The following is a 23,572-nucleotide window of genomic DNA, read 5'->3' on the forward strand; positions in this document are numbered from 1 at the left end:
TCAGGCCCTTCGTCCGCCGTCAGCCGGCCTGGATGAAGTCGGTGACCGCGTCGGCGACCAACTGGACCGCGATCGCGCTCAGCAGCAGACCGGCGATCCGGGTGACCAGCAGGACGCCGTTCTCACCGAGGATCCGCATGATCACGCCGGAGAACCGCAGCGTCAGCCACATCACGATGTGGATCAGCACGATGCCGACCGAGATCGCGACGACGTCGGCCAACTTCCCGTCGGCCTGCTGCACGAACACCATGGTGGCGACGATCGCGCCCGGGCCCGCGAGCAACGGCGTACCGAGCGGGACGAAGGCGATGTTGACGTTCTTCGTCTGGACCGGGTCCTCGGCCGTGTCGGTCAGCAACTGCAGCGCGATCAGCAGAAGCAGCAGGCCGCCCGCGCATTGGAGCGCCGGCAGGGTGATGCCCAGGTGTTGCAGGATCTGCTGACCGAAGGCGGCGAACACCACGATCACGCCGAAGGCGACCAGCACCGCCTGCCAGGCGGCCTTCTTCCGGACCGCGCGCGACTGACCGGCCGTCAGCGAGATGAACACCGGCACGGTCCCGGGTGGGTCCATGATCACGAACAGCGTGACGAAGACCGAGCTGAGCAACGAGACGTTGATGACGCTGTTCACGGCAGGTAGGCCTCGGGGACGGTCGCGTCGGCGGCCGCGGCGTTGGTCTTGGCCACCTCGAGCAGGGCCTCGAACTGCTCGGGCTCGGTGCTGTTCACTCCCAGCTCGTGGTCGATCTTGCCGGCACCGTGGTGATCGCTGGAGCCGGTGTAGATGATGCCCAGGTTCTGCGCGATCCCGCGCAGCGCGACCCGTGACGCGGGTGAGTGGTCCTGATGGTCGACCTCGATCCCGGCCAGGCCGTTCTCGGTGACGAAGCGCGCGATCGTCTCCTCGGTGATCACCTTATGGCTGGACCTGCCCCACGGATGCGCGATCACCGGCACCCCACCGGCCTCGCGCACGAGGTCGATCGCCCGGCCCGGGTCGATCGCATAGTGCGACACGTGCCCGGGGCGACCGTCGGCGAGGAAGCGGTCGAACGCCTCTCCGCGGTCGGCGACCGTGCCCCTGGCGACCAGCGCGTCGGCGACATGCGGCCGGCCGACGGACGGCGTACCGGTTGCCTGGGCGAGCACCTCGTCGACGGTCAGGTCGACGCCGAGTGCGTTGATCCGGGCCACGATCGACGGAATCCGGTCGGTGCGACCGTCACGGACCGTGGCGAGCTCCCGCGCGAGCGGCTCGTACGACGGATCCAGCAGGTACGCCAGCAGGTGGACGCTGATGCCGTTGAGCTTGCAGGAGATCTCGATCCCGGGGACGAAACCGACCGCGAGGTCCTCTGCGGCCCGGCGACCCTCGGCCCAGCCGTCGGCCGTGTCGTGATCGGTGAGCGCGATCACGTCGAGGCCGTCCCGCTTCGCGCGCGCGATCAGGACGTCGACCGGGTCGGTGCCGTCCGAGCGGTTCGAATGGGTGTGCAGGTCGATGCGCACGAGCGATCGGGATCCTTTCTCTGGACAACTGTCAGCAGTGATGCTATCCGTGTCCGCCCGTTGCTCTTATGGTTCTCCACATGGATGGCGACCGCGTCGAGTGTGTCGGGGCTCTCGTGTACGACGACGAGCACCGGTTGCTGCTCGTCCAGCGGGCGAACGAGCCGGGCCGCGGACTGTGGTCGCTCCCCGGCGGCCGGGTCGAACCGGGCGAGGACGACTCGACCGCGCTGACCCGCGAGGTCGCGGAGGAAACCGGGCTCGCGGTCGAGGTCGGTTCGCTGGTCGGCGAGGTAGAACGCGATGCTCCGGGCGGCCGCCTGTATGTGATCCGCGACTACGAAGCGGTCCCGGTCGGCGGCGTACTGACAGCCGGCGACGACGCCTCCGCCGCCAAGTTCGTCAGCCGGGAAGAATTCGAGAACCTCCCCACCACCACGCTCCTGGCCTCCACTCTCGCCCAATGGAACGCCCTCCCGGGCTGAGGCGCAGCAGATTTCAGCAGGTGGTGACCGGGACGCGGCCGGCGGCGAAGGCTCCCGGCGTCACGCGCATGATGCTGCGGAACTCTGCGACGAGATGTGACTGATCGAAGTACCCGGCCTCCGTCGCGATCCTCGACCAGGAACCCGCGCGCCCGAGCACGCTCCGTACGCGGTTGATCCGCGCGAAGTGCTTCGGCGAGATACCCACCGCCTCGGTGAACACCCGACGCAGGTAGCGCTCGCTCACACCAGCACGACCAGCCGCCTGCCCGACCCGGCCACCCGCCGACAACTCTTCGATCGCTCCGAGGACGAGCTGCGAGCGCCCAGACCGACCCTGCCGATCCGGCGCCTTCGCAGCCAACTGCCGCGCGAGCAGGTCCACCGCTTGGTCGGGTTCGTCTCGACGCTCGGTCAGTTCTGCGGCCAGCGACGTAGCGGCAGTCCCCCACAGCTCGGTCAGCGGCACCACTCGATCGACCAACTCGTCCCCGCCCACGCCCAGCAGCGACCTGACGTGCCCCGGCTGGACCCGCAACCGCACGAGCGCCGGCAGTTCCTTCTTCGCCTGGTACGACGCCTTGGTACGCGGGCCGGCCACGAGTACGTCGGAATCGCCCGCGGCCGTCATCCGCCAGACGACGGTCGTCGCCGGATCCGGCGGCAGTACGAGGACCTGCGAGTCGCCGACGCTGAGGTCGTCGTCGTACGCGGTTGTCGCCGTCGAAGACCTGACGCCGAGCTCCTCGATCCATGTCGTCACCTCTCGAGCGTAGCCAGGTGACGGCAGTCGGCGTAGTACCGAAAGTTCCTATCCGTGGGACCTCTCGCTGACGACAGTGGTGGCATGTTTCTGATCACGGGTGCGAGCGGCACCATTGGTAGCGAGGTCCTCCGGCAATTGGTTGCTCAAGGCAACACGGCTCGCGCGATGACACGTAATCCACTGACCCCTGGGATGCCGATCGACGTAGTACAAGGGGATTTCGAGAAGCCTGAGTCGTTGGCGGAAGCGGTTGACGGAGTCGAATCGGTGTTTTTGCTGAGTGCCCCTGGGCCGTGGGTGCCGGAGCATGATCGGGCAATGGTGCGGGCGGCGAGCGCGGCCGGCGTACGGAAGATCGTCAAGCTGTCCGCGATCGGCGGCTCGGACGAGAAGTTGCCCGGGAGCTGGCATGTCGACGGTGAGCAGGCAGTTCGCGAAAGTGGGCTGGCGTGGACGATTCTGCGGCCAGCGGGGTTCGCCTCGAACGCGCTGCGCTGGGCGCCGGCAGTGCGGGCCGGTCAGCCCGTCCCCAATCTGACCGGCTCCGGGCGGCATGCCTTCGTCGATCCTCGCGATGTGGCGGCTGTTGCCGTCGACGCGCTCCCGCTTGGCTCGTACGACGGCGAGGTGCTCACGCTGACCGGCCCCGAACTGCTCAGCGTGCCCGAGCAGGTGGCACAGCTGTCCGCAGTACTACGGCACGAGGTCGGCGTGGTCGACGTACCGCCGTCGATCGCCGAGGAGCAGATGCTCGCCGCGGGCTTCCACGAGGCGGTAGTAACAGTGGCCCTTCGAGGCGCCGAGCTGATCCGCACGGGCGGCGCCGAAACCCTCACCACCGATGTCGAGCGGGTGCTCGGCCGCCCGCCCGGCACCTTCCGCGCCTGGCTGGAAACCCATCGCGCCGCCTTCGCCTGATCGGTGAAACTGGCTGGATGGATGCGGCTGAGGTGGTGCGGGCGATCGAGCGCAATGCTGCTGAGCTGTTGATGCGGATGGGCACGGTCGGTGGTGGGGAGCAGCGGGAGACCGGCGGGGTGCGGTGGACCATCGGTGGGTCGCCGCTCGACTATCACAACGCTGTGGTCGAGGCCGACTTGTGGCCTGAGACAGCGGATTCGGCGATCACCGAGTCGCTGCGGTTGATGGACTCCCACCGGGTGCCCGGGACCTGGCATGTCGGGCCGTCGATGCGACCGGCGGATCTCGGCGAGCGGCTGGTGCGGGCCGGTTTCACGGCCGATGGAAGCGAGCCGGGGATGGCGGTCGAGCTCACCCAATTGGTCTCTCCGCGCCCGCTGGATGATCTACGGATCACCCGGGTCGAGGACGACTCGGACCTTGCGGTCTGGCAGGCGACGTTGGCGCGCGGCTTCGGGGAGGGCGAGAAGGAGGCCCGTTGGGTGGCGGAGATCTACCGGCGCGAAGGCTACGGCGACCCCTGGCGGCACTACCTCGGCTGGCTGAACGGTGAACCAGTCGCGACCACCACCATCTTCCTCGCGGCCGGAGTCGCCGGGGTCTACTTCGTGATGACCGTCCCCGAAGCCCGTCGCCGCGGCATCGGCGCCGCCATCACCCACGCCGCGTTGCGCGAGGCCCGCGACTCCGGCATCGCGTACGGCGTACTGGGCTCGTCCTCTGCAGGACGTCCCGTGTACGCCGGACTCGGCTTCCGCGAGTACTGCACGATCGAGCTCTACCAGTGGTCAGCGAACTGACGGCGATGGGGAGCTGGGGAGATCTCGCCGCTTGACCAGCGTCCCGTCGGCTTGCGGGATCAGGTCGACCTGCTCGCCACAGTCGCAGCCTTTCCCGGTGGGACGTCTGAGGCTCAGATCATCGAGCTGATAGGACGCACGCATCTTTGCGCCCACAAAGGTCTCAAGCCTGATCGAGGCATGGTCGTACACCTCTTGCGACATCACCCAGACACCTGGCTGCTGGGTATTCAGAGCTTTCGAGTCACCACAGCCGTCATTGAGGCACACCCGCACCGAGTCGACCTCAGACCTGAACGAACTCACATCAATCACCACCGGCGGCCCACACGGCTTGCAAGCGACCACGTCCGTACACCCGGCAACGAGTAGCACCACCAACTCCAGGGCGAGCAGCATTCGAGAGAAGTCCCTCATGCTGCAGCCCACGGACGCCGCCAGCTCGCCTTCAACAACAGAGGCTCCGTTGAAACAGCTTCATGTGCCCTCCAGCGGCGGTTCCTGTCGGGCGAAGGTACGCCCAGAAGACTTTCTCTGGACAGGCGTTGCGCCGGCAACTGCACCTTAATGCAACAGGCTTATCGGTTCCCGTAGGCACATCGCAAGCAACTTGCGCCCTGCCGGACCGGCTCAGCGAGGTGTGTGTTCGTTCGCGGGTGACGTCTGAGGCTCCGGGGCGGTCGGTGCCGCTTCGGAGCGGTTGACGCGGAACAGGAGGTAAGCGTCGATCGCGACAACGAGCGCCGTCAGGCCGTGGATGCCGAGGGCGGTCGCGACTGAGCCGCCGTGAGTGAGAACAGTGATCATGTCGACGATCGGGATGAGGGTGACGATCGCCATCGTGATCGCGGTCGCGCGTCGCTCGCCGGCGACGAACAGCGCCAGCAGGACCACGCCGAGGGCCAGGTCACGAATCCCCTTGACAGGGAAGTAGCCCGCCGCCACCCCGGTCGGCCAGGGGTCGATCCCGAAACCACTCGCGGCACCGGCGCCGTCGAAGATGAATCGGAGACCGAACGACATCGGAAAGAGCGCGAGGGCGACGGTCAGGATTGTGGTGAAACGACGCAGGGACATCTTCAGCTCCAGTTTCTAGCGTTGCTAGTATTTCGGTCAACGCTAGCCGAACTAGCGCTAGATTGTCTAGCGCTGCTAGATTCGAGCCCATGGTGGAGTCACGGAAAGAGCGGGAACGGGCCGAACGCGGCCGGCTGATCGTCGCCGCCGCGCGAGAGCTGGCCGAGGCGGAGGGCTGGGACGCGGTCACCACCCGCAAGCTGGCCGAGAAGGTGGAGTACAGCCAGCCCGTCCTCTACAGCCACTTCAAGAACATGGACGCCATCGCAGCCACGGTCGCGTTGGAAGGCTTCGAAGAACTAGCCGGCGTACTACGTGCTGCCACTTCGGCCGCAACCACACCGACCGAGGCGCTCCGCGCTCTTGCGCGCGCCTACTGCGCCTTCGCCACCGAGCACCCCGCCCTGTACGACGCGATGTTCGTCCGCCGCACCGACCTGACCTTCGGCACCGGCGAGACCCCGGCACCGATGCGAGCCGCCTTCGAAGCTTTCCACGAAACCGTCGAGCCCTTCGCCGGAGCAGAACACGAAGCCCTCACCGAACTCTTCTGGAGCTCCCTCCACGGCCTCACCACCCTCGCCCGCACCCATCGCCTCCGCCCGACCCACCACGAAGAACGCCTGGACCTCCTGATCGACCTGATCACAACCGGCTCCAGCTGACCGAGAGCTGTATCGGAAGACGAAGGGCAGGGCTCAGATTCAGTTAGCCCGGGCCCCCGGTGCGCCGGACCTAGCGTCTTGCGCGAGGCAGCACGCGGCGCAACGGAGGAGCGCCTTAGCTAGGGGTGGGGAGCGGCGGCGTAGGAGTTGCGGGGGGCGGGGTTAGCTGTTCCAGTGGTGGATTACTGGGGAGCCTCGTTCCCAGCCCAGGACTGAGACGGTGGCCGTGTTGAGGACGAAGTGGCGGCCTTCGGTGACGTCCAGTTCCAGCCAGCGCGCCGTCAGAGCGCGGAGGGCGTGGGAGTGGCCGAAGACGAGGACGTCTCCGTCGACGGCGGCGATGCGGGCGTTGACCCGGTCGAGGCGAGCAGCTACCTGGGCAGCGGTTTCGCCATTGGGTACGGGATTCGCCCAGACCGTCCAGCCAGGGACGGTCTCGCGGATCTCCGCGGTGGTGATGCCTTCGTAGTCGCCATAGTTCCATTCGACCAGGTCGTCGTCGACCTCGGCATCCGGGAAGCCGGCGAGTTCCGCCGTACGCCGAGCGCGTTGGCGCGGGCTGGTCAGTACCAGGTCGAACTGCTCGCCCGCCAGCCGTTCCTTCAGCGAGGCGGCAATTCGTTCGCCCTCCTCGGTAAGCGGCAGGTCGGTCGTCGACGTGTGGCGTCCCGACTTGCTCCATTCGGTTTCGCCGTGCCGGACCAGCCAGAGCCGGTCCTCCCGTTCTGCTGATTGCCCGTGTGTCGTCACGCGTTCATGGTTGCAGACGAGCAAGTTCAGCATCGCCGGCGGACCGCTGCGGCGAGCCCGAAGAGCAAGCCGTCCTCAACCTCGCATCCACCGGTCCCGCGCTGCGACAGAGCGTGACGGACACCGCCGAGGCCTTGACCGAACCGGTCCGGACAGGGCAAGGTCGAAAAGTGTAAGCGCTTCCACTTTCACTATGGGAGCTCGTCCGGCAACGAGCGCAGGAGGACTCGCCCGATGGCATCCGGTACCAGCAGACCCGCGACGATCTACGACGTCGCGGCACTCGCGAAGCTGTCGATCGCGACGGTTTCGCGTGTCCTGCAAGGGACTGGGCCGGTATCGGCGAAGGCGAAGGCCCGAGTCGACCAAGCGGCGCGCGAGCTCAACTATGTGCCACTGCGGGCGGCAAGAAGTCTCGCGGTGCAACGACACGAGGCGCACGGACTGGTGCTGCCGGACCTCGCTGGTCCGTTCTACGGCGATCTGCTGATGGGATACGAGCGGTGGGCCGGTGAGCACGGTCAGAGCGTGATCCTGACCGTCACGCACGGGAACGCGGACCCGCAACGCAGTCTGCGCGACCTGGCCGGACGGGTGGACGGGATCGTTGTCCATGGCAACGCGCTCGACCTGCCGGCGGTGCAGGAGTTGCGTCGGGCCGGCGTACCGATCGTTCTCGTTGCACATCCGCCGGTCACCGGATGCGACTCGGTGCGCAGCGAGAGTGCGAGCAGCGCCGAGCAATTGACCAGCAGGCTGCTGGACCACGGACGGCGCAACTTGCTGTTCGTCGGAGACCCAGCCAGCTCGTACGACGTATCCGAGCGGTACGCCGGGTACTCGGCTGCCCTCCGCGCCCACAACCTCCCGGTCAACGAGCCTGCGCGAGTGCCGCTCACGGAAGAAGCCGGCACCACCTTCGGCGAGAAGTTGCTTACAGCAACCACAAGACCTGACGGGCTGGTTTGTGCCAATGACGAGTTGGCGCTGGCGGCCCTCAAAACCTTGCGAGCCGGCGGTGTCGGCGTACCGGAAGAGATTGTCGTGACGGGCTGGGATGACGTGATGGCGGCGCGGTATGTGTCGCCGGGGTTGACGACTGTGCGGCAGCCGATGGCCGAGTTGGGCCGGCTGGCGGCGCAGCGGCTGCATGAGCGGATCACCGGGGAACGGAGCCGGGCGCGGAACGACGTACTGGCGACAGAGCTTGTGCTGCGGGACAGCTGCAGTACCGGGCCGGGGGTAGCGAGTGAGAAGCAGTAACCGAGTGAGGAGACCAGAAATGACCACGCAGACCCTCCACCGTCGACTGGTGATCGGCGGTGCGGCTCTTACGGCGACGGCGCTGGCGCTGACCGGTTGTGGCCGGTCCGCCGACTCCGGCGAATCAGGGCCCAAGGCAACGACCAGCGTCGGCAGCGAGCCGGCGACCGGGAACCTCACCGTCTGGGCGATGGGCACCGAGGGCGAGAACCTGCCCAAGCTGACCAAGGAGTTCGAGCAGGCCAACCCGGGCGTCAAGGTGACCGTCACGCCGATCCCGTGGGACGCCGCGCACAACAAGTTCACCACCGCGATCACCGCTCAGTCGGTGCCCGATGCAGCAATGGTCGGCACCACCTGGATGGGCGAGTTCGCCGACCTCGGCGCGCTGGACCCGACTCCGAGCGGCATCGACACCGCCGGCTTCTTCCCGGGCGCGCTGGACACCACCAAGGTGGGCGGCACGTCGTACGGAGTGCCTTGGTACGTCGAGACGCGGGTGGTCTTCTACCGCAAGGATCTGGCCGCGAAGGCCGGCATCACCACTCCCCCGACCGACTGGGACGGGTTGAAGGCGATGGCCAAGGCGATGCAGGAGAAGGCCGGTGCGAAGTACGGGATCAACCTGCAGCCGGGCGGGACCGGGTCGTGGCAGACGGTGATGCCGTTCGCCTGGTCGGCCGGTGCGAAGATCACCAGCGACGACGACAAGCAGTTCACGTTCGACACCCCGGAGATGCAGGAGGGCCTCAAGTACTACCAGAGCTTCTTCACCGAGAAGCTGGCCGGGACGGATCTGCCGCCGAACCAGACCGAGGCGCAGTTCGTCAGCGGTCAGGTGCCGATGTTCATCTCCGGCCCGTGGATGGCCGGCTCGATCGCCAAGCTCGGCGGCGACAAGATCAAGCCGAACATCGGCGTCTTCCAGCTGCCGAAGAACAAGACCGCGACCTCGTTCGTGGGCGGCAGCAACTTCGTCGTCTTCAAGAACAGCAAGAACAAGGACAGCGCCTGGAAGCTGGTGAAGTGGCTGTCCGACGCCAAGACGCAGGCCTCCTGGTTCAAGCTGTCCACCGACCTGCCCGCCGTGAAGGCCGCCTGGGACGACCCGAGCATCGCGAACGACCCACTGCTGCCGGTGTTCGGCAAGCAGCTCGACGACGCGAAGGCGCCGCCGGCGATCGTGAACTGGGAGCAGGTAGCGACCGCCTTCGACACCGAGGTGGAGAAGATGGCCAAATCGGGCCAGTCCCCCGCCGACACCGCGAAGGCGATCCAGACCAAGGCATCGTCGATCGGCACTGGTAGCTGATCGGCCATGAGTTCAGCGACGCTGAAGGGACCGGCCGCGCAAGCGGTCGGCCCCACCCCGCGGCCCAGCTCGAAGCCACGGCGTTCCGGAGCGGTCGGCCGGCAAACCGCCGCGGCGTGGATCCTCGCTCTCCCGTTCGCCGTACTGTTCCTGGCTTTCACCGCCGGGCCGGTGCTGGGATCGCTCGGGATGAGCTTCACCGACATGAAGCAACGCGACCTCCGTACGCCGTTCGCGGTGAACGGGGTCGGCTTCGACAACTACGTGAAGGCCTTGTCGGACGAGACGTTCCGCAAGGCGGCGTTCAACACGGCGTACTTCGTGGTGATCGGCGTACCGCTGACGCTTGTCGTGGCGCTGGCGGCGGCGGTCCTGCTGGACAAGGGCGTGAAGAAGTTCCAGAGCCTGTTCCGGGTGGGCTACTACCTGCCGGTGGTGACCTCGATCGTCGCGGTCGCGGTGATCTGGCGGTTCGTGCTCGCGCCGGACTCGGGCCTGCTGAACACGGTGCTCGGCTGGATCGGCATCGACGGGCCGAACTGGCTGGCGTCGAAGACCTGGGCGATGCCGTCGCTGATCATGATGGCGGTCTGGCGGAACTTCGGTTCGGCGATGATCATCTTCCTGGCCGGTCTGCAGGGCATCCCGCACACCGTCGAGGAGGCCGGCCAGCTCGACGGGGCGAGCGCCTGGAAGCGGTTCCGCTATCTGATCGTGCCGCTGTTGCGACCGACCATCCTGTTCACCAGCGTGGTGACCGGGATCGGCTACCTGCAGTTCTTCGAGGAGCCGTTCGTGATGACCCAGGGTGGTCCGCTGAACAGCACGCTGTCGGTGTCGATGTACACCTACCAGCAGTTCGGCTTCGGCAACTATTCGCTGGCCGCGTCGATGAGCTACATCCTGTTCGTCGTCATCGCCGTGCTGACGTTCCTCCAGTTCCGGCTGCTCAGGGAGAAGTGATGAGACGCTGGTGGATCTACCTCATCGCCGTACTCGGCCTGATCGCGGTCGCGGCCCCGTTCGTCTGGATGCTGCTCGGTTCCTTCAAGACCGACGGCGAACTGCTCCGGGTGCCGCCGACCTGGTTGCCTGAGGCACCGACCAACGGCAACTACAGCGAGCTGTTCGGCAAGGCGAACTTCCCGCGCTACTTCTTCAACTCCACGCTGGTCGCGCTCGTCGTCACGGCGGGCAACCTGACCTTCTGCTCGATGCTGGGCTACGCCCTCGCGAAGTTGAACTTCAAGGGCCGTACGCCGTTGTTCGTCCTGGTGATGGGCACCTTGATGGTGCCGGGCATGGTCACCTTCGTGCCGCTGTTCGTACTCGTCACCAATGCCGGGCTGGCGAACAGCTATCCCGGCCTGATCCTGCCGTTCCTGGTCTCGCCGTTCGGCGTCTTCCTGATGCGCCAGTTCTTCGCCGGGCTGCCGGACGACCTGATGGACGCCGCCCGGGTGGACGGGACCAGCGAGCTCGGCATCTTCGGCCGGATCATGCTCCCGCTGACCAGGCCGGCCCTGGCCACGCTCGGGATCCTCACCTTCCTCGGCTCCTGGAACAACTTCCTCTGGCCACTGGTGATCGCCCAGACCGAGGACAAGTACACCCTGCCCGTCGCCCTCGCCCTGTACTCGACCGGCCAGAACGCGCAGCACTACGGCCTGTTGATGGCCGGCGCGGTCGTGGTCGTCGTACCGGTGCTGGTGATCTTCCTGGCCTTCCAGCGCCACGTCACCAAGGGCATCGCCATCACTGGAATCAAATAGACCTTCTGGAGGCTCAGATGACCGCCAACATCAGCCGACGCACGCTCCTCGCCGCCACCGGCTCCGCAGCACTGATAGGAACAGCCAGTACTTCGTACGCCGGTACGCCGCGCGACCCCGCCAAGATCCTCAAGGGGGACTGGCGACCGAGTCGCCAGGACCGCGCTCTGGTAGGCCGCTGGGCGCGCGACACATGGCGCAGCCTCGTCGCGATGACCGACGAGCGAACCGGTTTGCCCGCCGACAACATCGGCGAGTCCGTCACCAGTCCGGTGCGCAGCAGCTACACCTCCCCCACCAACATCGGCGGCTACCTCTGGAGCACCGTCGTCGCCAAACACCTCGGCATCATCTCGCCGCAGGAGTCGTACCGCCGGATCACCCAGACGCTCACCACCATGAAGAACGTGGATCATCACGAGCCGAGCGGCATGTTCTTCAACTGGTACGACGAAGCCACCGGCGAGGTCCGGTACGTCGATCCGGACGGCACCAAGCCGATCACGCCGTTCGTGTCGAGCGTCGACAACGCCTGGTTCGCCTGCGCTCTGATGGTCGTCCGCAACGCCGAGCCGCGGGCGCGCGCGCTCGCCGATTCGCTGCTCAGCAAGATGAACTTCCTCTACTACTACAACCCTGCCGCGAAGCCGGGTGGCCTGATGCGCGGTGGCTTCTTCGAGACTCCGCCGCCGGACGAAGAGACCGACAAGGGCAACCACGCCGGAACCGGCCCGGACGTCTACTACCGCAAGTTCCACTACGACACCTGCAACACCGAGGCGCGGATCGCCGGGTACATCGGTTTCGCGCTCGGACAGGTCCCGCACACGCAGTACTTCGCCACCTACCGGACGTTCCCGGACAGCTGCGACTGGGCCTGGGTCGAGCAGAAGCCCAAAGGCGTGCACCGGACGTACCTCGGACTCGACGTCTTCGAGGGCAGCTACTCGTACCGCGGTATGCGCCTGGTCCCATCGTGGGGCGGCGACATGTTCGAGTCGCTGATGCCCGACCTGTTCGTCCCCGAGGCGACCTGGGCGCCCCGCAGTTGGGGCATCAACCACCCGCTCACCGTCCGCGCCCACATCGAGCACGGGCTCGACGACGCGAAGTACGGCTACTGGGGTTTCTCGCCCGCGAGCAACCCGAAGGGCGGCTACTCCGTCTACGGCGTCGACGCGATCGGGATGGACCCGAGCGGTTACCCGTCCGACCTGGAGGCGACGAACTTCGACGCCGGCTTCGAGGGCTGCCGCGAAGGCACCAATCCGAACCCGACGTACGGTGACGGCGTGGTCACCCCGCACGCGGCGTTCCTCGCGATGTCCTACGCGCCCCGTCAGGCGATCGACAACCTGAGCCGGATCGAGCGGACCCTGCACGCGTACGGCGGTGGCGGGTTCTACGACTCGGTCGCGGTGAAGTCGGGCCTGATCGCCAAGCGATACCTGTCGCTCGACCAGGCGATGGTGATGGGTGCCGTCGGCAACGTATTCGCCGGTGACGTGCTCAGGCGCAACTTCGGCGTCCACGAGGTCGAGCGCCGGATCCGGCCCCTGATCGCGCAGGAACAGTTCTCCGCCGGCCTCGACTGATTGGTTGCCCTGTGCCAGACGCAAGAGCAGATTGGGACGCGCGGATCGCGATCCGCAGTGACGAGACCCGCGAGTTCGGCTTCCCGGATCTCGATCCGCCCAAGGAGGTTCGGGCGGTGGGTGGGGTCGGGCAGGTGACCATCGACTGGTCGCCGGTCGACGGGGCGGTCGGCTACCTGATCCTGCGAGCGACCGAAGACGGCCCGCTGGAGCCGGTCGACCATCACAGCGGGGACATCCTGGCGGTAGCGGGTCCGCCGTACGTCGACACCACCTGCACGCCCGGTACGCCGTACCGGTATGCCGTCGCCAGTGTGCCCGAGGTGACGGCGTCCGGCCGGGCGAGCGAGGTCGTCGGCGCAGTGCCGCTGGTTGCTGACGGCATCGATCCGGTCGTCACGGTCACGGTGGATGCGGTTGCCGAGGGCACCGACCTGCACCGGCCGTGGATGCCGATGGTCGGCAGCGAGCGGCTGAGTCAGCTGCTCTGCAAGGACCTCACGGGTGGGCGCGAGATCGGTGTCGAGCTGGAGCAGGCGCTGCGCCGGATGCACGACGAACTCGGTGTCCGGACGGTCCGGGCGCATGCGATCTTCCACGACGACACGCACGTGATCACCGACAGCGGCTACGACTTCAGCGTGGTCGATCAGATCTACGACAAGGTGCTGGAGATCGGGCTGCGACCGGTGGTCGAGCTCGGCTTCATGCCGCGCGAGCTTGCCGCCGACCCGACGAAGACAGTCTTCGCGTACGGCGCGATCATCTCGCCGCCGAGGTCCTACGAGGAGTGGGGTGATTTGGTCCGCGCTCTGGTCCAGCACCTGGTCGACCGTTACGGGCTGGACGAAGTACTGGGCTGGGACTTCGAGGTCTGGAACGAGGCGAACCTCTCGGTCTTCTGGTCCGGCACCAAGGCGGAGTGGCTCCGCCTGTACGACGTGAGCGCGGCCGCGGTCAAGGCGGTCGACCCACGACTGGCCGTTGGCGGTCCCTCGTCGGCGGCGGCCGGGTGGGTCGACGACCTGCTCGCGCACGCAGCCTCGACCGGGTCACCCGTGGACTTCGTGTCCACGCACCTCTACGGCAGCGCGCCGCTCGACGTACGGGCTTCGCTGGAGCGGCACGGCTTCGGAGCAGCACGGATCCTCTGGACCGAGTGGGGTGTCACACCACGGCACTTCAACCCGATCAACGACTCGGTCTTCGCCGGAGTGTTCGTACTACGCGGCATGCGATCCGCGGCAGGCCGGGTCGACGCCCTGTCCTACTGGGTCGCGTCCGACCACTTCGAGGAACTCGGCCGGCCGCCGAGCTTCCTGCACGGCGGCTTCGGCCTGCAGACCGTCGGAGGGCTGGCCAAACCGCGGTACCACGCCCTCGCGCTGCTGAACCGCCTCGGCCCGGTCGAGCTACCGGTCACCCTGACCGGCGACGGCGGCGGCAGCCTGGTGGAGGCCTGGGCGACCCGCGATCGCGACCGCATCGCCGTACTGCTGTGGAACCTCACCCTCGACCAGACCAAAGCCGACGGCGCCGAGGAACTCACCAGGACTGTCAAGCTGTCGCTGCCAGGGATGGAACCTCAATGGCGAGTCACTGCTACTGAGCTCGCGAACGGCACCGGCGATCTCGTGGCAGCGGCCCAGGAGCTGGATGTCGGCGACTGGCCGACCGATGACCAGTGGCGCGAGCTGGCCGAGCGAAGCCGACTCGTCAGCAAGCCGTTGGAGTGGAGCGGCTCGACCCTCGAGCTGACCTTGCCGATGCCGTCGGCGATCCTGCTGGAGATCGAACCGACCTGACCCGTCCTACGATTTGGCGGGTGGCTCGACCGGGGTCGGGCGGCCGGGCTGCTCGCCGCCACGGGCTTCGAGGTAGGAGTTCTTCGGGACCATCACCTTGCGCTTGAACAGGCAGACGACCGTGCCGTCCTGCTTGTAGCCCTTGGTCTCCACGTAGACGACGCCCCGGTCGTCCTTGGACTTCGACTCCCACTTGTCCAGCACGGTGGTCTCGCCGTAGATGGTGTCGCCGTGGAAGGTCGGTGCGATGTGCCGCAGCGACTCGATCTCCAGGTTGGCGATCGCCTTGCCGCTGACGTCGGGGACCGACATGCCGAGCAGGATCGAGTAGATGTAGTTGCCAACTACAACGTTCTTGCCGAACTGGGTGGTCTCGCCGGCGTAATTGGCGTCCAGGTGCAGCGGGTGGTGGTTCATGGTGAGCAGGCAGAACAAGTGGTCGTCGTACTCGGTCACCGTCTTGCCGGGCCAGTGCTTGTAGACGGCACCGACCTCGAACTCCTCGTAGCTCCGCCCGAACTGCATGGTTCTCCTCCTGGTCGCCTGTCCCGCCCATGCTGCCCAATCCGTCGCGGTCCCGGCAGTACCCCGGCGCGTGGCCTACCTCTCAAACCGGTGACAGGGCCCGAGAGATGCGTCACGCAGCCCGCGCGAGGCGGAGGATGCCGAACGGTGAGCGATCGGTAAGCGGCAGCTGTTTGGCTGGTGCCCTGGGGACAGGGGATACGACAGATGCTGCGAATTCACTTCACTGCGGAAGATTTCGCCCGGACCACACTGGCACCGGGACCGGACCCGATGTGGGAGATCCTGCACAGCCTGCACATGCTGCAGGTCGAGGACGGGCCGATCGCCTACGGCGCCTGGCGGCAACGGATGCGGCGCCGGCTGCCGCGCGAGACGGTCGGGGCAGCCACAGGGCCGGTCTCGCATGGCGGCCTCCCCGTGAGGGCGACCGCCCATTCAACGCCCCCGGCCGGCGTCGGGGAGTTCGACGACGCGGTGGACCGGCTGCTCGCCGTACCGCGTGAGCGGTTCCACACCGACCTCGCCCAGCTGACGCCGCGACGGAGCTCGGTCGGGTGGGTCCGGCAGCTCTCCGAAGCCCGACCGGAATCGCTGCACCGCCTCCGGCACGCCATCCGGATCTACCACCAGTCCGCACTGCTGCCGTACTGGCCGTCCCTGAAGGCAGCCGTCCAGGAAGACCAGCGGCACCGCCTGGACCAGCTGACCAGCGGTGGCATCGCCGCAGTACTGGAAGGCGTCCACCCGCAGGCACGCTGGCGTGACCAGGTGCTGGAGATCGCGGCCTTCCAGGACAGCGATCTGCGCCTGAACGGCCGAGGCCTGCGCCTGCAACCGTCGTACTTCTGCTGGCGGCAGCCGACGAAGCTGGCCGACCGTGAGCTGCCACCGGTGCTTGTCTTCCCGATCCGGAACGCCACCGGACTGGTGCACTCGGACGGGGAGAGCAGCGCCAACCAGGAGCAGCTCGCCGCGTTGGTCGGCCGCACCAGAGCGACAGTGCTCGCCCTGACGGTCAACGGCACCACCACGACCCAGCTGGCCGAGGCCTGCGGCATCACCTTGGCGACAGCGAGCCACCAGACCGCAGTACTGCGGGAAGCCGGGCTGATCGAGTCGCACCGGCGCGGCAAGTCCGTGGTGCATCTGGCGACCAGGCTGGGACGCGCGCTGCTGGAAGGGTCGCCCGCGGGACCAGGGGACACTGTGATGCATGAGTCCCGTCTTCCGCATCCTGGGCCCGATCACGGTCCTTGAAGAGGGACGGGAGATCCCGATCGGCGCGCCCCGGCTACGGACCCTGCTCGCCGCCCTGCTGGTGAATGCGAACCAGACAGTCAGCGCCGCGGAGCTAATCCAGTGGCTGTGGGATGGTGAGCCGCCAGCGCAACCGCAGCGGGCCCTGCAGACTGCGGTGTCGCGGCTGCGTGGCGTCATAGGTCCCGGGCTCGACCTCCGGCACCACGCGGGCGGCTACCGGCTCGAGGTCCCCGCAGGCGGCCTGGACCTGTGCCAGTTCCGCCTGCTCACCGCGGCCGGAACCGCTGACGCACTCGCCGAGGCACTGCGGCTCTGGCAGGGCGAACCGCTGACAGGTGCACACGACTACGCCGTAGTCCGCGACAAGCGAGCCGTGCTGCAGGAGGAATGGCTGCGCGCGGCCGAGCAACTCGTCGACGCCAGGCTGGCCCTCCGCGAGTACGCCGAACTCATTCCTGAGCTGACCTCGCTCACCAAGCGATTCCCGCTGCGAGAGCGCTTCTGGGCTCAGCTGATGCTCGCACTGCACAACTCGTCCCGCCAGGCAGAGGCGCTGGCGGCGTACGAGGAGCTGGCTTCGCTCCTGCGCGACGAGCTCGGCATCGACCCGGGCGAGGAGGTCCGCCGGCTGCACCTCGAAGTACTGAACGGACCGGACGCTACTTGGCAAGTGCACCGCCAGTTACCGGCTGACATCGGGGACTTCGTCGGTAGGCAGGACGAGGTGAAGGCCATCGTGGCCCATCTGACCGAAGCCGCCGTACCGGTCGTCACCATCAGCGGGCCGCCCGGCGTAGGCAAAACGGCCCTTGCCGTGCGGGTGGCGCATCTGGTGAAGGACCGCTACCCCGACGGCCAGTGGTTCCTTCGCGATGCCGACACGACGCCGCCACCGCCCGACAAGCGGGTCCTGATCGTGCTGGACGACGTCGAGGAGCTGGGGTGGGTCCCGGTCGGCAACAGCGCAGTACTGGTTACGAGCCGGAGCGACCTGGCTCTGGAGGGCGCATACGGTACGACGCTCGCAGTACTCGAACCTGCTGAGGCAATCGAGCTCCTTCGGGCCGTGCTCGGCGCAGAGCGTGCAGACCGGGAGCCGCAAGCGACAGCGGACATCGCCGACCTCTGCGGGTACCTGCCTCTCGCCCTGCGCATCGCTGCCGGGCACCTGGCCCTGAGGCCAGCTGAGCAGCTCGCTGCGTACGCCGATCATCTCCGGGGTAACAACAGGCTGCTCGCTTTGGCTCTGCTCGGTGACCACGACGCTGCTGTCGAAGCCGCCTGGTCGCCCTGGTAACTCAGCTGGACTGCTCCGGCAGCCGCGGCGCCACCTCGCCCTTGAGCGCCAGCTTCGCCAGGTGGTTGCGCGCCTCCTCGGCGAACTTGTGATCGCACAGTACGTCGTACGTCGTCGCCACCACCGCTGTGCGCGAGGTGAAGTCGCGGCGGCCACCGAGCTGGGCGTAGCCGATCGCGCCGAATGCCATCCCGAAGATCGCGCCCAGCACCACACCGGTGAGCAGCGCGGCCAGCCAGCCGCCATTGGTGGTGAACAGGCCGAGCAGGACGCCGACGAACAGACCGAACCAGGCACCGCTGGCCAGGCCGGCGGTGAGCGCACGGCCCCAGGTGAGCCGGCCGGTGATCTTCTCCACCTGTCGCAGGTTGTTGCCGACGATGGTCGTGTGCTCGACCGGGAACTTCTCGTCCGAGAGGTAGTCGACCGCTCGCTGTGCCTCCCGGTACGTGTCGTAGGTCCCGATCGTCAGGCCGGTCGGCCGGGGGTCCAGCGAGGGCATGCCCTGGGTGCTCATCGTCGTTCCTCTCCTCTTGCGTGCATGTCCATCATGGCCGACGGCTGGTGACGGCACATTGATAGCCTCGCGTCGATGACCGGGTGGAGGTGGGACATGGGCGCGACACGCCGGATGGGACGTGTGTTCGCGCGCCGGCCGGACCGTCCCGGTCCCCCGCTCGACCTGGTCGGCAGCGGCAAGCTGGAGGGCGCTCTGGTCGACTGGGCGTTCTACCGCGGCGGCCGTCGCGACACCCGCAGCGGCTCGTACGTCGACGCGCTGACCCGGGCCCGGCGTGGTGACGGCTTCGTCTGGATCGGCCTGTTCCAGCCGAACGAGCACCAGCTGGCCGTGATCGGGGCGGAGTTCGGGCTGCACGCGCTGGCGCTGGAGGATGCGACCGAGGCCCACCAGCGGCCGAAGCTGGAGCGCTACGACGACACGCTGTTCGCAGTACTGAAGACCGTTCGGTACGTGCCGCACGGGACGCTGACCGCGACCAGCGAGGTGGTCGAGACCGGTGAGGTGATGATCTTCTGCGGACCCGGGTTCGTGATCACCGTGCGGCACGGCGACCACGGAGAGCTGACCGGTCTGCGGCAGCACCTGGAGCAGGAGCCTGAGCGGCTCGCAGCCGGACCCGGCGGCGTACTGCACGCGATCACGGACCACGTGGTGGACAGCTACCTCGAGGTCGCGGACGCAGTACAGGCCGACATCGATCTCATCGAGACGGAGATGTTCAGCCCGCGCGGGTGGCGCAACATCGAGCGGGTGTACCAGCTCAAGCGCGAGGTGCTCGAGCTGAAGCGTGCAGTGGCGCCACTGACCGGTCCGATGCGAGCACTGTCGACCGGACGGCACCCGCTGATCGCCGACGAGACCAGAAACTACTTCCGCGACGTGGACGACCACCTCCTGCGGGTGAAGGAGCAGGTGATCTCGTTCGACGAACTGCTCAGCTCGATCCTGCAGGCCGGGCTGGCACAGGTCCAGGTCGCGGAGAACGAGGACATGCGGCGGATCTCTGCCTGGGTAGCCGTATTGGCGGTGCCGACGATGATCGCGGGGATCTACGGGATGAACTTCGATTACATCCCGGGACTGACCTCGAAGTACGGCTACTTCGTTTGTCTGGCAGCAATGGCGGCGGCCTGCTCCGGCCTCTACTGGTTGTTCAAGCGCAATAAGTGGCTCTGACATCTGTTGGTCAACTTCTGACCCCATTACTCCCCGGACGGTGAGTTGGCAACCTCGTGCCATGGCCGCCATTACCGGCGCCAGGCGGCCGGGGAACGGTTGTGGATGGTCTCAAGCACCTGATTCAATGCCGACATCGCGTTCGGTCAGTGGTCCACCACGGTCTGCAACCGACGGCATCGGGGGATGTCGAGACGATCCGTACCTGGGAGGGCTCCGTGCTACGCATTCACTTCACGCCGCGTGACCTGGCGCGGACGACCGTTTCGACGCGACCCGCACCGCTGTGGGAGATCCTCCTCAGCCTGCACATGCTGCAGCACTCCGACGGCCGGCTGGTCTTCGAGGACTGGCGCCGCCACGTCCGCACCAAGGTCGCGCCGGACCAGATGCGGCTGCTGCTCGAGCTGACCCCGGTGAAGGGCTACTCGCCCGATTTCCTCACCCCGGCCGAGTCCGCGCCCGACTTCGACACCGCGCTGGAGATGACGCTGGCCACACCCCGGCAGCAGATCCGCAGCCAGCTCGACCTGCTCAGCAAGTACCGTCCGGTCTCACCGTGGACCCGCGAGCTGGCCGAGGGCGACCGCAACTCGCTGCGCAAGCTCGGCCGGGCGATCAAGACGTACCACGACGCCGCCATCGCGCCGTACTGGAAGTCGATCGGCACTCACGTCACGGCCGACCACGCGCATCGCGGCGATGCGCTGGCCCGGCACGGTGTCGACCGGCTGCTGTCGTCGCTGCACCCGCGGGTCCGCTGGGTGGCGCCGGTGCTGCAGGTGCTCGACATGAACGACCGCGATCTCTACCTGGACGGCCGCGGTATCGAGCTGCAGCCGTCCGCCTTCTGCTGGCAGGTGCCCACCAAGCTGCGCGACCCGGAGCTCAAGCCGATCCTGGTCTACCCGATCCAGCACGCCCCCGGCATCCTGCGGCAGTCCGCGCTCGACACCGAACCACCCAGCGACGCCCTCGGCTCCCTGCTCGGCTCGACTCGCGCCGCCGCCCTGGAAGCTGCAGTGAGCGGCTGTACGACGACCGAGCTGGCCAAGCGCTGCAACATCTCCCCCGCGGCAGCAAGCCACCAGGCGACCGTACTGCGGGAAGCCGGCCTCATCACCACCCGCCGGGCCGGCGCCTCGGTCCGCCATGAGGTCACCCAACTAGGCATCTGGCTCCTTTCCGGCCACGGCTCCGGCACCCTGCGCCAAACCCCCATCGCCAGCTGAGCCCGGCTCCTGCGGGGAGTCAGAGCTTGTAGTCCTCGAGGAGGCGGCGGCCGATGATCATGCGCTGGATGTCGGCCGTCCCTTCGCCGATCAGCAGCATCGGGGCCTCGCGGTAGAGGCGTTCGATCTCGTACTCCTTGGAGAATCCGTAGCCGCCGTGGATGCGGAAGGAGTCCTCGACGACCTGCGAGCAGTACTCGCTGGCCAGGTACTTCGCGACACCGGCCTCGAAGTCGTTGCGGGAGCCGGCGTCCTTCTTCCGGGCCGCCTTCACCATCAGCTCGTGCGCCGCCTCGACCTTGACCGCCATGTCGGCCAGCCGGAACAGCACGGCCTGGTGCTCGGCGATCTTCTTGCCGAACGTCTCCCGCTGCTGGGCGTAGGAAATGCCGAGCTCGAACGCGCGCCGGGCAACCCCGCACCCCCGGGCCGCCACGTTCACCCGGCCGACCTCGACGCCGTCCATCATCTGGTAGAAGCCCTTACCCGGTACGCCGCCGAGGATCTGGTCGGCGGCGATCTCGTAGCCGTCGAAGATCAGCTCGGTCGTGTCGACGCCCTTGTAGCCCATCTTCTCGATCTTGCCGGGCACGGTCAGACCCTTGTCGACCTCGCCGAACCCGGGCTCCTTCTCGACCAGGAAGGTGGTCATGTTCTTGTAGACCGAGTCCTGTCCCTCATCGGTCTTCACCAGTACGGCGACCAGGTTGGCCGAGCCGCCGTTCGTCAGCCACATCTTCTGGCCGTTGACCGTGTAGGTCTCGCCGCCACCCCCCTCGCTTTCCTTCCCTTCTTTGTTCTTGGTCGCCTTGGTCTTGATGGCGGCGACGTCGGAGCCGCAGCCCGGCTCGGACATCGAGAAGGCACCTCGTACGTCGCCGGTCGCCATCCGCGGCAGGTACTTCCGCTTCTGCTCGTCGGTGCCGTGCTGCAACAGCATGTACGCCACGATGAAGTGGGTGTTGATGATGCCGGAGACGCTCATCCAGCCGCGGGCGATTTCCTCGACGCAGAGCGCGTAGGTGAGCAGCGACTCGCCCAGACCGCCGTACTCCTCGGGGATCATCAGCCCGAACAGGCCGAGTTCCTTCAGGCCCTCGACGATCTTGGTCGGGTACTCGTCCTTGTGCTCCAGTTCGGTGGCGACCGGGAGGATCTCGGACTCGACGAAGGCCCGGACCGTCTTCAGGATCTCCTCCTGGATGTCGGTCAGTCCCTCGGTCTGCTGCAACCTGCTCATAGTGAGGCTCCCTTGTCGCGCTTACTCGCGAGTATCGCGGTACACAGCATCGCCGTACCTCCCCGACACCCGCTGTGACACCGGCCACCCGAAAGCCGTCAGGTGGCTCACTCGTGATCGTTGTCACCGGACGGCATGGTCCGGCTGAGCGCGTTGAAGAGGATGACGATCTGTGGCGTCGCCTGCCAGCGGTGCTCGCGCTGGGCTTCGATGAGGCGCCGCCGGGCGTCGGCGAACTTGGTGGCCGCTTCCTCGTCGTCACCCTCGTCCAGCGCCACAGCCGCGTCGTCGACATCCTTCGCCGCAGCCTTGGCCGTCTTCGAGCCGCGGCCGTCCTGGGCCCGAAGCAAGGCGGCGAGGGTGCGCAGCTGGCTGATCCGCGTCGACGACGGGTTCGGGGTGACCTTCGGCTTCTTGGTGGGCTTGGGAGTCGGCGTCGGTGTCGGAGTCGGGGTCGGTGTGGGCTTCGGCTTCGCGGTGGCGGTCGCCTTGGTCACCACCGGTTGAGTCGGTACGTCACGCGCTTCGGCCTTCGGGTTGGACACGCCCTCCCTGAGCAGTGCCGCGATCACCACGCCGGCCAGCACGACCGCCAAGGCGAGGATGGCCTTCGCGAAAGGGAATCCGCCCTTCCTGCGCTGGTGTTCCGGCTCTCGTTCAGGCTGAAGCCCAGGCACGAGGTCAGCCGCTGGTGATACCGCGGGGGCCTCGGTCGGCGGCAGCACCGTCAGTACGCGAGTGCCTTGGTCTGCAGGGGCTTGCTCGAGGTAGCGGGTCACCTCCTCGACAGAGGCCGGCCGAGCTCCCGGTGCCTTGGCCAGTAGACGCGTGACGAGTTCGCCGAGACCAGCGGTCACCTCTGGACGGCGTACGACGATTGGTACCGGTACGGCTTCGAGGTGCTGGCGTAGTACGGCATCGAAGTTCTCGCCTACGAAGGGCGGTGCTCCGGCGAGCAGTTCGTACAGCACGCAGCCCAGCGAGTACCAGTCGCTGGCAGGAGTCGCCCGCTCGCCACGTACCTGCTCCGGCGACACGTACGCCGCTGTGCCGAGCAACACCGGTCCGGTAGCGCCATCAAGGCCCACTGCCTGCGCGATACCGAAGTCGGTGATCTTGAGAGTGCCGTCGGGCGCCAGCAGAAGGTTGCCCGGCTTCACGTCCCGGTGCACGATCCCGGCAGCATGTGCTGCGTCCAGCGCCCGCGCACCCTGTACGGCGATGTCGGCCACCAGCTCGACCGAGGGCAGCCCGCCGCTGCGCAGGAGCTTGGCCAGGTCGGGGCCGTTCACCAACTCCATCACCAGGAACACCTGGCCGTCCGCCATGCCGACGTCGTAGGTGGCGACCACGTTCGGGTGCAGCAAGCGGGCCGCCGACTGCGCCTCGGTGCGGAACCGGTCGGTGGCGTCCATCAGGTCGCCGTCCAGCCGGCGCAGCAGCTTCACCGCGACCGGCCGGGCCAGGGCCTCGTCCTCGGCCCGCCAGACCTCGCCCGCGCCACCGTGCCCCAGCAAGGTCAGCAATCGGTAGCGCCCTGCGAGTACCTCGCCGTTCACACCAACACCCCACAACACCTCAGCTGCCGAC

General features: G+C 67.4%; 23 protein-coding genes and 1 pseudogene. 14 read left to right on the forward strand and 10 right to left on the reverse strand.

Translation table 11 applies throughout. The features are described 5' to 3' along the window. Positions 1-19 precede the first annotated feature (19 nt). Positions 20-637, reverse strand: a complete 618-nt coding sequence (locus tag DIZ26_RS21160; RefSeq protein ID WP_112244081.1) for a MarC family protein — start codon at positions 635-637, stop codon at positions 20-22. Further along, positions 634-1,515, reverse strand: coding sequence for a PHP domain-containing protein (locus tag DIZ26_RS21165; RefSeq protein WP_112244083.1), 882 nt, complete (start codon positions 1,513-1,515; stop codon positions 634-636). Before DIZ26_RS21165 ends, DIZ26_RS21160 begins: the two co-directional genes overlap by 4 nt. A gap of 80 nt (positions 1,516-1,595) precedes the next feature. Here DIZ26_RS21165 and DIZ26_RS21170 point away from each other — a divergent pair, with 80 nt between their 5' ends. Beyond that, a complete protein-coding gene (locus DIZ26_RS21170; protein ID WP_112244085.1) occupies positions 1,596-2,000 on the forward strand; it encodes an NUDIX hydrolase in 405 nt (134 codons plus the stop codon). A 13-nt stretch (positions 2,001-2,013) separates the two neighbouring features. Here DIZ26_RS21170 and DIZ26_RS21175 read toward each other — a convergent pair whose 3' ends face one another. After that, positions 2,014-2,763: a helix-turn-helix domain-containing protein gene (locus tag DIZ26_RS21175; RefSeq protein WP_112244087.1), complete on the reverse strand. Its 750-nt coding sequence runs from the start codon at positions 2,761-2,763 to the stop codon at positions 2,014-2,016. An 84-nt stretch (positions 2,764-2,847) separates the two neighbouring features. Between DIZ26_RS21175 and DIZ26_RS21180 the strand changes: the two genes are divergently transcribed. After that, the gene (locus DIZ26_RS21180; RefSeq protein WP_112244089.1) at positions 2,848-3,684 is read left to right on the forward strand and encodes an NAD(P)H-binding protein; all 837 of its coding nucleotides are present in this window, start codon (positions 2,848-2,850) and stop codon (positions 3,682-3,684) included. 17 nt (positions 3,685-3,701) lie between these two features. Beyond that, a complete protein-coding gene (locus tag DIZ26_RS21185; RefSeq protein ID WP_112244091.1) occupies positions 3,702-4,487 on the forward strand; it encodes a GNAT family N-acetyltransferase in 786 nt (261 codons plus the stop codon). Here DIZ26_RS21185 and DIZ26_RS21190 read toward each other — a convergent pair. Next, on the reverse strand, positions 4,476-4,886 hold the full coding sequence (locus tag DIZ26_RS21190) for a hypothetical protein (protein ID WP_112244093.1): 411 nt from the start codon (positions 4,884-4,886) through the stop codon (positions 4,476-4,478). The genes DIZ26_RS21185 and DIZ26_RS21190 overlap by 12 nt on opposite strands. Positions 4,887-5,117: 231 nt before the next feature. Then, a complete protein-coding gene (locus DIZ26_RS21195; RefSeq protein WP_112244095.1) occupies positions 5,118-5,564 on the reverse strand; it encodes a DUF4267 domain-containing protein in 447 nt (148 codons plus the stop codon). 89 nt (positions 5,565-5,653) lie between these two features. Here DIZ26_RS21195 and DIZ26_RS21200 point away from each other — a divergent pair, with 89 nt between their 5' ends. Beyond that, entirely contained in the window at positions 5,654-6,229 is a 576-nt protein-coding gene (locus DIZ26_RS21200; RefSeq protein ID WP_112244097.1) for a TetR/AcrR family transcriptional regulator, read from the forward strand. Positions 6,230-6,391: 162 nt separating this feature from the next. On the opposite strand, the gene DIZ26_RS21205 is transcribed toward DIZ26_RS21200, so the two are convergent. Further along, positions 6,392-6,979 carry a histidine phosphatase family protein gene (locus tag DIZ26_RS21205; protein WP_112244498.1) on the reverse strand — a complete coding sequence of 196 codons (588 nt, stop codon included), beginning with the start codon at positions 6,977-6,979 and terminating at the stop codon, positions 6,392-6,394. A gap of 234 nt (positions 6,980-7,213) precedes the next feature. Between DIZ26_RS21205 and DIZ26_RS21210 the strand changes: the two genes are divergently transcribed. The 6 genes from DIZ26_RS21210 to DIZ26_RS21235 are packed head-to-tail and all read left to right on the forward strand — an operon-like array spanning position 7,214 to position 14,726. After that, a complete protein-coding gene (locus DIZ26_RS21210; RefSeq protein WP_112244099.1) occupies positions 7,214-8,242 on the forward strand; it encodes a LacI family DNA-binding transcriptional regulator in 1,029 nt (342 codons plus the stop codon). 19 nt (positions 8,243-8,261) lie between these two features. Next, on the forward strand, positions 8,262-9,554 hold the full coding sequence (locus DIZ26_RS21215) for a sugar ABC transporter substrate-binding protein (RefSeq protein ID WP_112244101.1): 1,293 nt from the start codon (positions 8,262-8,264) through the stop codon (positions 9,552-9,554). Between the two features lie 6 nt (positions 9,555-9,560). Further along, complete coding sequence (locus DIZ26_RS21220; protein ID WP_112244103.1) at positions 9,561-10,517, forward strand: carbohydrate ABC transporter permease; 957 nt, start codon at positions 9,561-9,563, stop codon at positions 10,515-10,517. Further along, positions 10,517-11,326 (forward strand): carbohydrate ABC transporter permease, encoded by an 810-nt coding sequence (locus DIZ26_RS21225; protein ID WP_232828497.1) that lies wholly within the window; start codon positions 10,517-10,519, stop codon positions 11,324-11,326. Before DIZ26_RS21220 ends, DIZ26_RS21225 begins: the two co-directional genes overlap by 1 nt. A 17-nt stretch (positions 11,327-11,343) precedes the next feature. Continuing rightward, a complete protein-coding gene (locus DIZ26_RS21230; RefSeq protein WP_112244108.1) occupies positions 11,344-12,921 on the forward strand; it encodes a glucoamylase family protein in 1,578 nt (525 codons plus the stop codon). Between the two features lie 11 nt (positions 12,922-12,932). Then, the gene (locus DIZ26_RS21235; protein ID WP_112244110.1) at positions 12,933-14,726 is read left to right on the forward strand and encodes a GH39 family glycosyl hydrolase; all 1,794 of its coding nucleotides are present in this window, start codon (positions 12,933-12,935) and stop codon (positions 14,724-14,726) included. A gap of 6 nt (positions 14,727-14,732) precedes the next feature. Here DIZ26_RS21235 and DIZ26_RS21240 read toward each other — a convergent pair. Beyond that, positions 14,733-15,284, reverse strand: a pseudogene (locus DIZ26_RS21240) (MaoC family dehydratase); the annotation flags it as partial. Positions 15,285-15,458: 174 nt separating this feature from the next. Here DIZ26_RS21240 and DIZ26_RS21245 point away from each other — a divergent pair. After that, positions 15,459-16,511: an ArsR/SmtB family transcription factor gene (locus DIZ26_RS21245; RefSeq protein WP_112244114.1), complete on the forward strand. Its 1,053-nt coding sequence runs from the start codon at positions 15,459-15,461 to the stop codon at positions 16,509-16,511. Continuing rightward, a complete protein-coding gene (locus tag DIZ26_RS21250) occupies positions 16,468-17,811 on the forward strand; it encodes an AfsR/SARP family transcriptional regulator (RefSeq protein WP_112244116.1) in 1,344 nt (447 codons plus the stop codon). The genes DIZ26_RS21245 and DIZ26_RS21250 overlap by 44 nt, the downstream gene beginning before the upstream one ends. 1 nt (position 17,812) lies before the next feature. Here the strand turns inward: DIZ26_RS21250 and DIZ26_RS21255 are convergent, their stop codons facing one another. Continuing rightward, the gene (locus DIZ26_RS21255; RefSeq protein WP_112244118.1) at positions 17,813-18,328 is read right to left on the reverse strand and encodes a general stress protein; all 516 of its coding nucleotides are present in this window, start codon (positions 18,326-18,328) and stop codon (positions 17,813-17,815) included. A 75-nt stretch (positions 18,329-18,403) separates the two neighbouring features. On the opposite strand from DIZ26_RS21255, the gene DIZ26_RS21260 reads away from it, so the two are divergent. Both DIZ26_RS21260 and DIZ26_RS21265 read left to right on the forward strand, forming a co-directional pair. Beyond that, positions 18,404-19,510, forward strand: coding sequence for a magnesium and cobalt transport protein CorA (locus tag DIZ26_RS21260; RefSeq protein WP_112244120.1), 1,107 nt, complete (start codon positions 18,404-18,406; stop codon positions 19,508-19,510). A 218-nt stretch (positions 19,511-19,728) separates the two neighbouring features. Continuing rightward, entirely contained in the window at positions 19,729-20,742 is a 1,014-nt protein-coding gene (locus tag DIZ26_RS21265) for an ArsR/SmtB family transcription factor (protein WP_112244500.1), read from the forward strand. Between the two features lie 19 nt (positions 20,743-20,761). Here DIZ26_RS21265 and DIZ26_RS21270 read toward each other — a convergent pair whose 3' ends face one another. Then, positions 20,762-21,982, reverse strand: coding sequence for an acyl-CoA dehydrogenase family protein (locus DIZ26_RS21270; protein WP_112244122.1), 1,221 nt, complete (start codon positions 21,980-21,982; stop codon positions 20,762-20,764). 107 nt (positions 21,983-22,089) lie between these two features. Continuing rightward, complete coding sequence (locus tag DIZ26_RS21275) at positions 22,090-23,541, reverse strand: serine/threonine-protein kinase (protein WP_112244124.1); 1,452 nt, start codon at positions 23,539-23,541, stop codon at positions 22,090-22,092. Positions 23,542-23,572 lie beyond the last annotated feature (31 nt).

The organism is Kribbella monticola, from assembly GCF_003261635.1.
In the GTDB taxonomy this organism is placed as follows: domain Bacteria; phylum Actinomycetota; class Actinomycetes; order Propionibacteriales; family Kribbellaceae; genus Kribbella; species Kribbella monticola.

Bases quoted from the DNA above. Each gene is read 5' to 3' on its own strand.
- DIZ26_RS21170 (WP_112244085.1), top strand. From the start codon at position 1,596: ATGGATGGCGACCGCGTCGAGTGTGTCGGGGCTCTCGTGTACGACGAC.
- DIZ26_RS21180 (WP_112244089.1), top strand. From the start codon at position 2,848: ATGTTTCTGATCACGGGTGCGAGCGGCACCATTGGTAGCGAGGTCCTC.
- DIZ26_RS21185 (WP_112244091.1), top strand. From the start codon at position 3,702: ATGGATGCGGCTGAGGTGGTGCGGGCGATCGAGCGCAATGCTGCTGAG.
- DIZ26_RS21190 (WP_112244093.1), bottom strand. From the start codon at position 4,886: ATGCTGCTCGCCCTGGAGTTGGTGGTGCTACTCGTTGCCGGGTGTACG.
- DIZ26_RS21195 (WP_112244095.1), bottom strand. From the start codon at position 5,564: ATGTCCCTGCGTCGTTTCACCACAATCCTGACCGTCGCCCTCGCGCTC.
- DIZ26_RS21200 (WP_112244097.1), top strand. From the start codon at position 5,654: ATGGTGGAGTCACGGAAAGAGCGGGAACGGGCCGAACGCGGCCGGCTG.
- DIZ26_RS21210 (WP_112244099.1), top strand. From the start codon at position 7,214: ATGGCATCCGGTACCAGCAGACCCGCGACGATCTACGACGTCGCGGCA.
- DIZ26_RS21215 (WP_112244101.1), top strand. From the start codon at position 8,262: ATGACCACGCAGACCCTCCACCGTCGACTGGTGATCGGCGGTGCGGCT.
- DIZ26_RS21220 (WP_112244103.1), top strand. From the start codon at position 9,561: ATGAGTTCAGCGACGCTGAAGGGACCGGCCGCGCAAGCGGTCGGCCCC.
- DIZ26_RS21225 (WP_232828497.1), top strand. From the start codon at position 10,517: ATGAGACGCTGGTGGATCTACCTCATCGCCGTACTCGGCCTGATCGCG.
- DIZ26_RS21230 (WP_112244108.1), top strand. From the start codon at position 11,344: ATGACCGCCAACATCAGCCGACGCACGCTCCTCGCCGCCACCGGCTCC.
- DIZ26_RS21245 (WP_112244114.1), top strand. From the start codon at position 15,459: ATGCTGCGAATTCACTTCACTGCGGAAGATTTCGCCCGGACCACACTG.
- DIZ26_RS21250 (WP_112244116.1), top strand. From the start codon at position 16,468: ATGAGTCCCGTCTTCCGCATCCTGGGCCCGATCACGGTCCTTGAAGAG.
- DIZ26_RS21255 (WP_112244118.1), bottom strand. From the start codon at position 18,328: ATGAGCACCCAGGGCATGCCCTCGCTGGACCCCCGGCCGACCGGCCTG.
- DIZ26_RS21260 (WP_112244120.1), top strand. From the start codon at position 18,404: ATGACCGGGTGGAGGTGGGACATGGGCGCGACACGCCGGATGGGACGT.
- DIZ26_RS21270 (WP_112244122.1), bottom strand. From the start codon at position 21,982: ATGAGCAGGTTGCAGCAGACCGAGGGACTGACCGACATCCAGGAGGAG.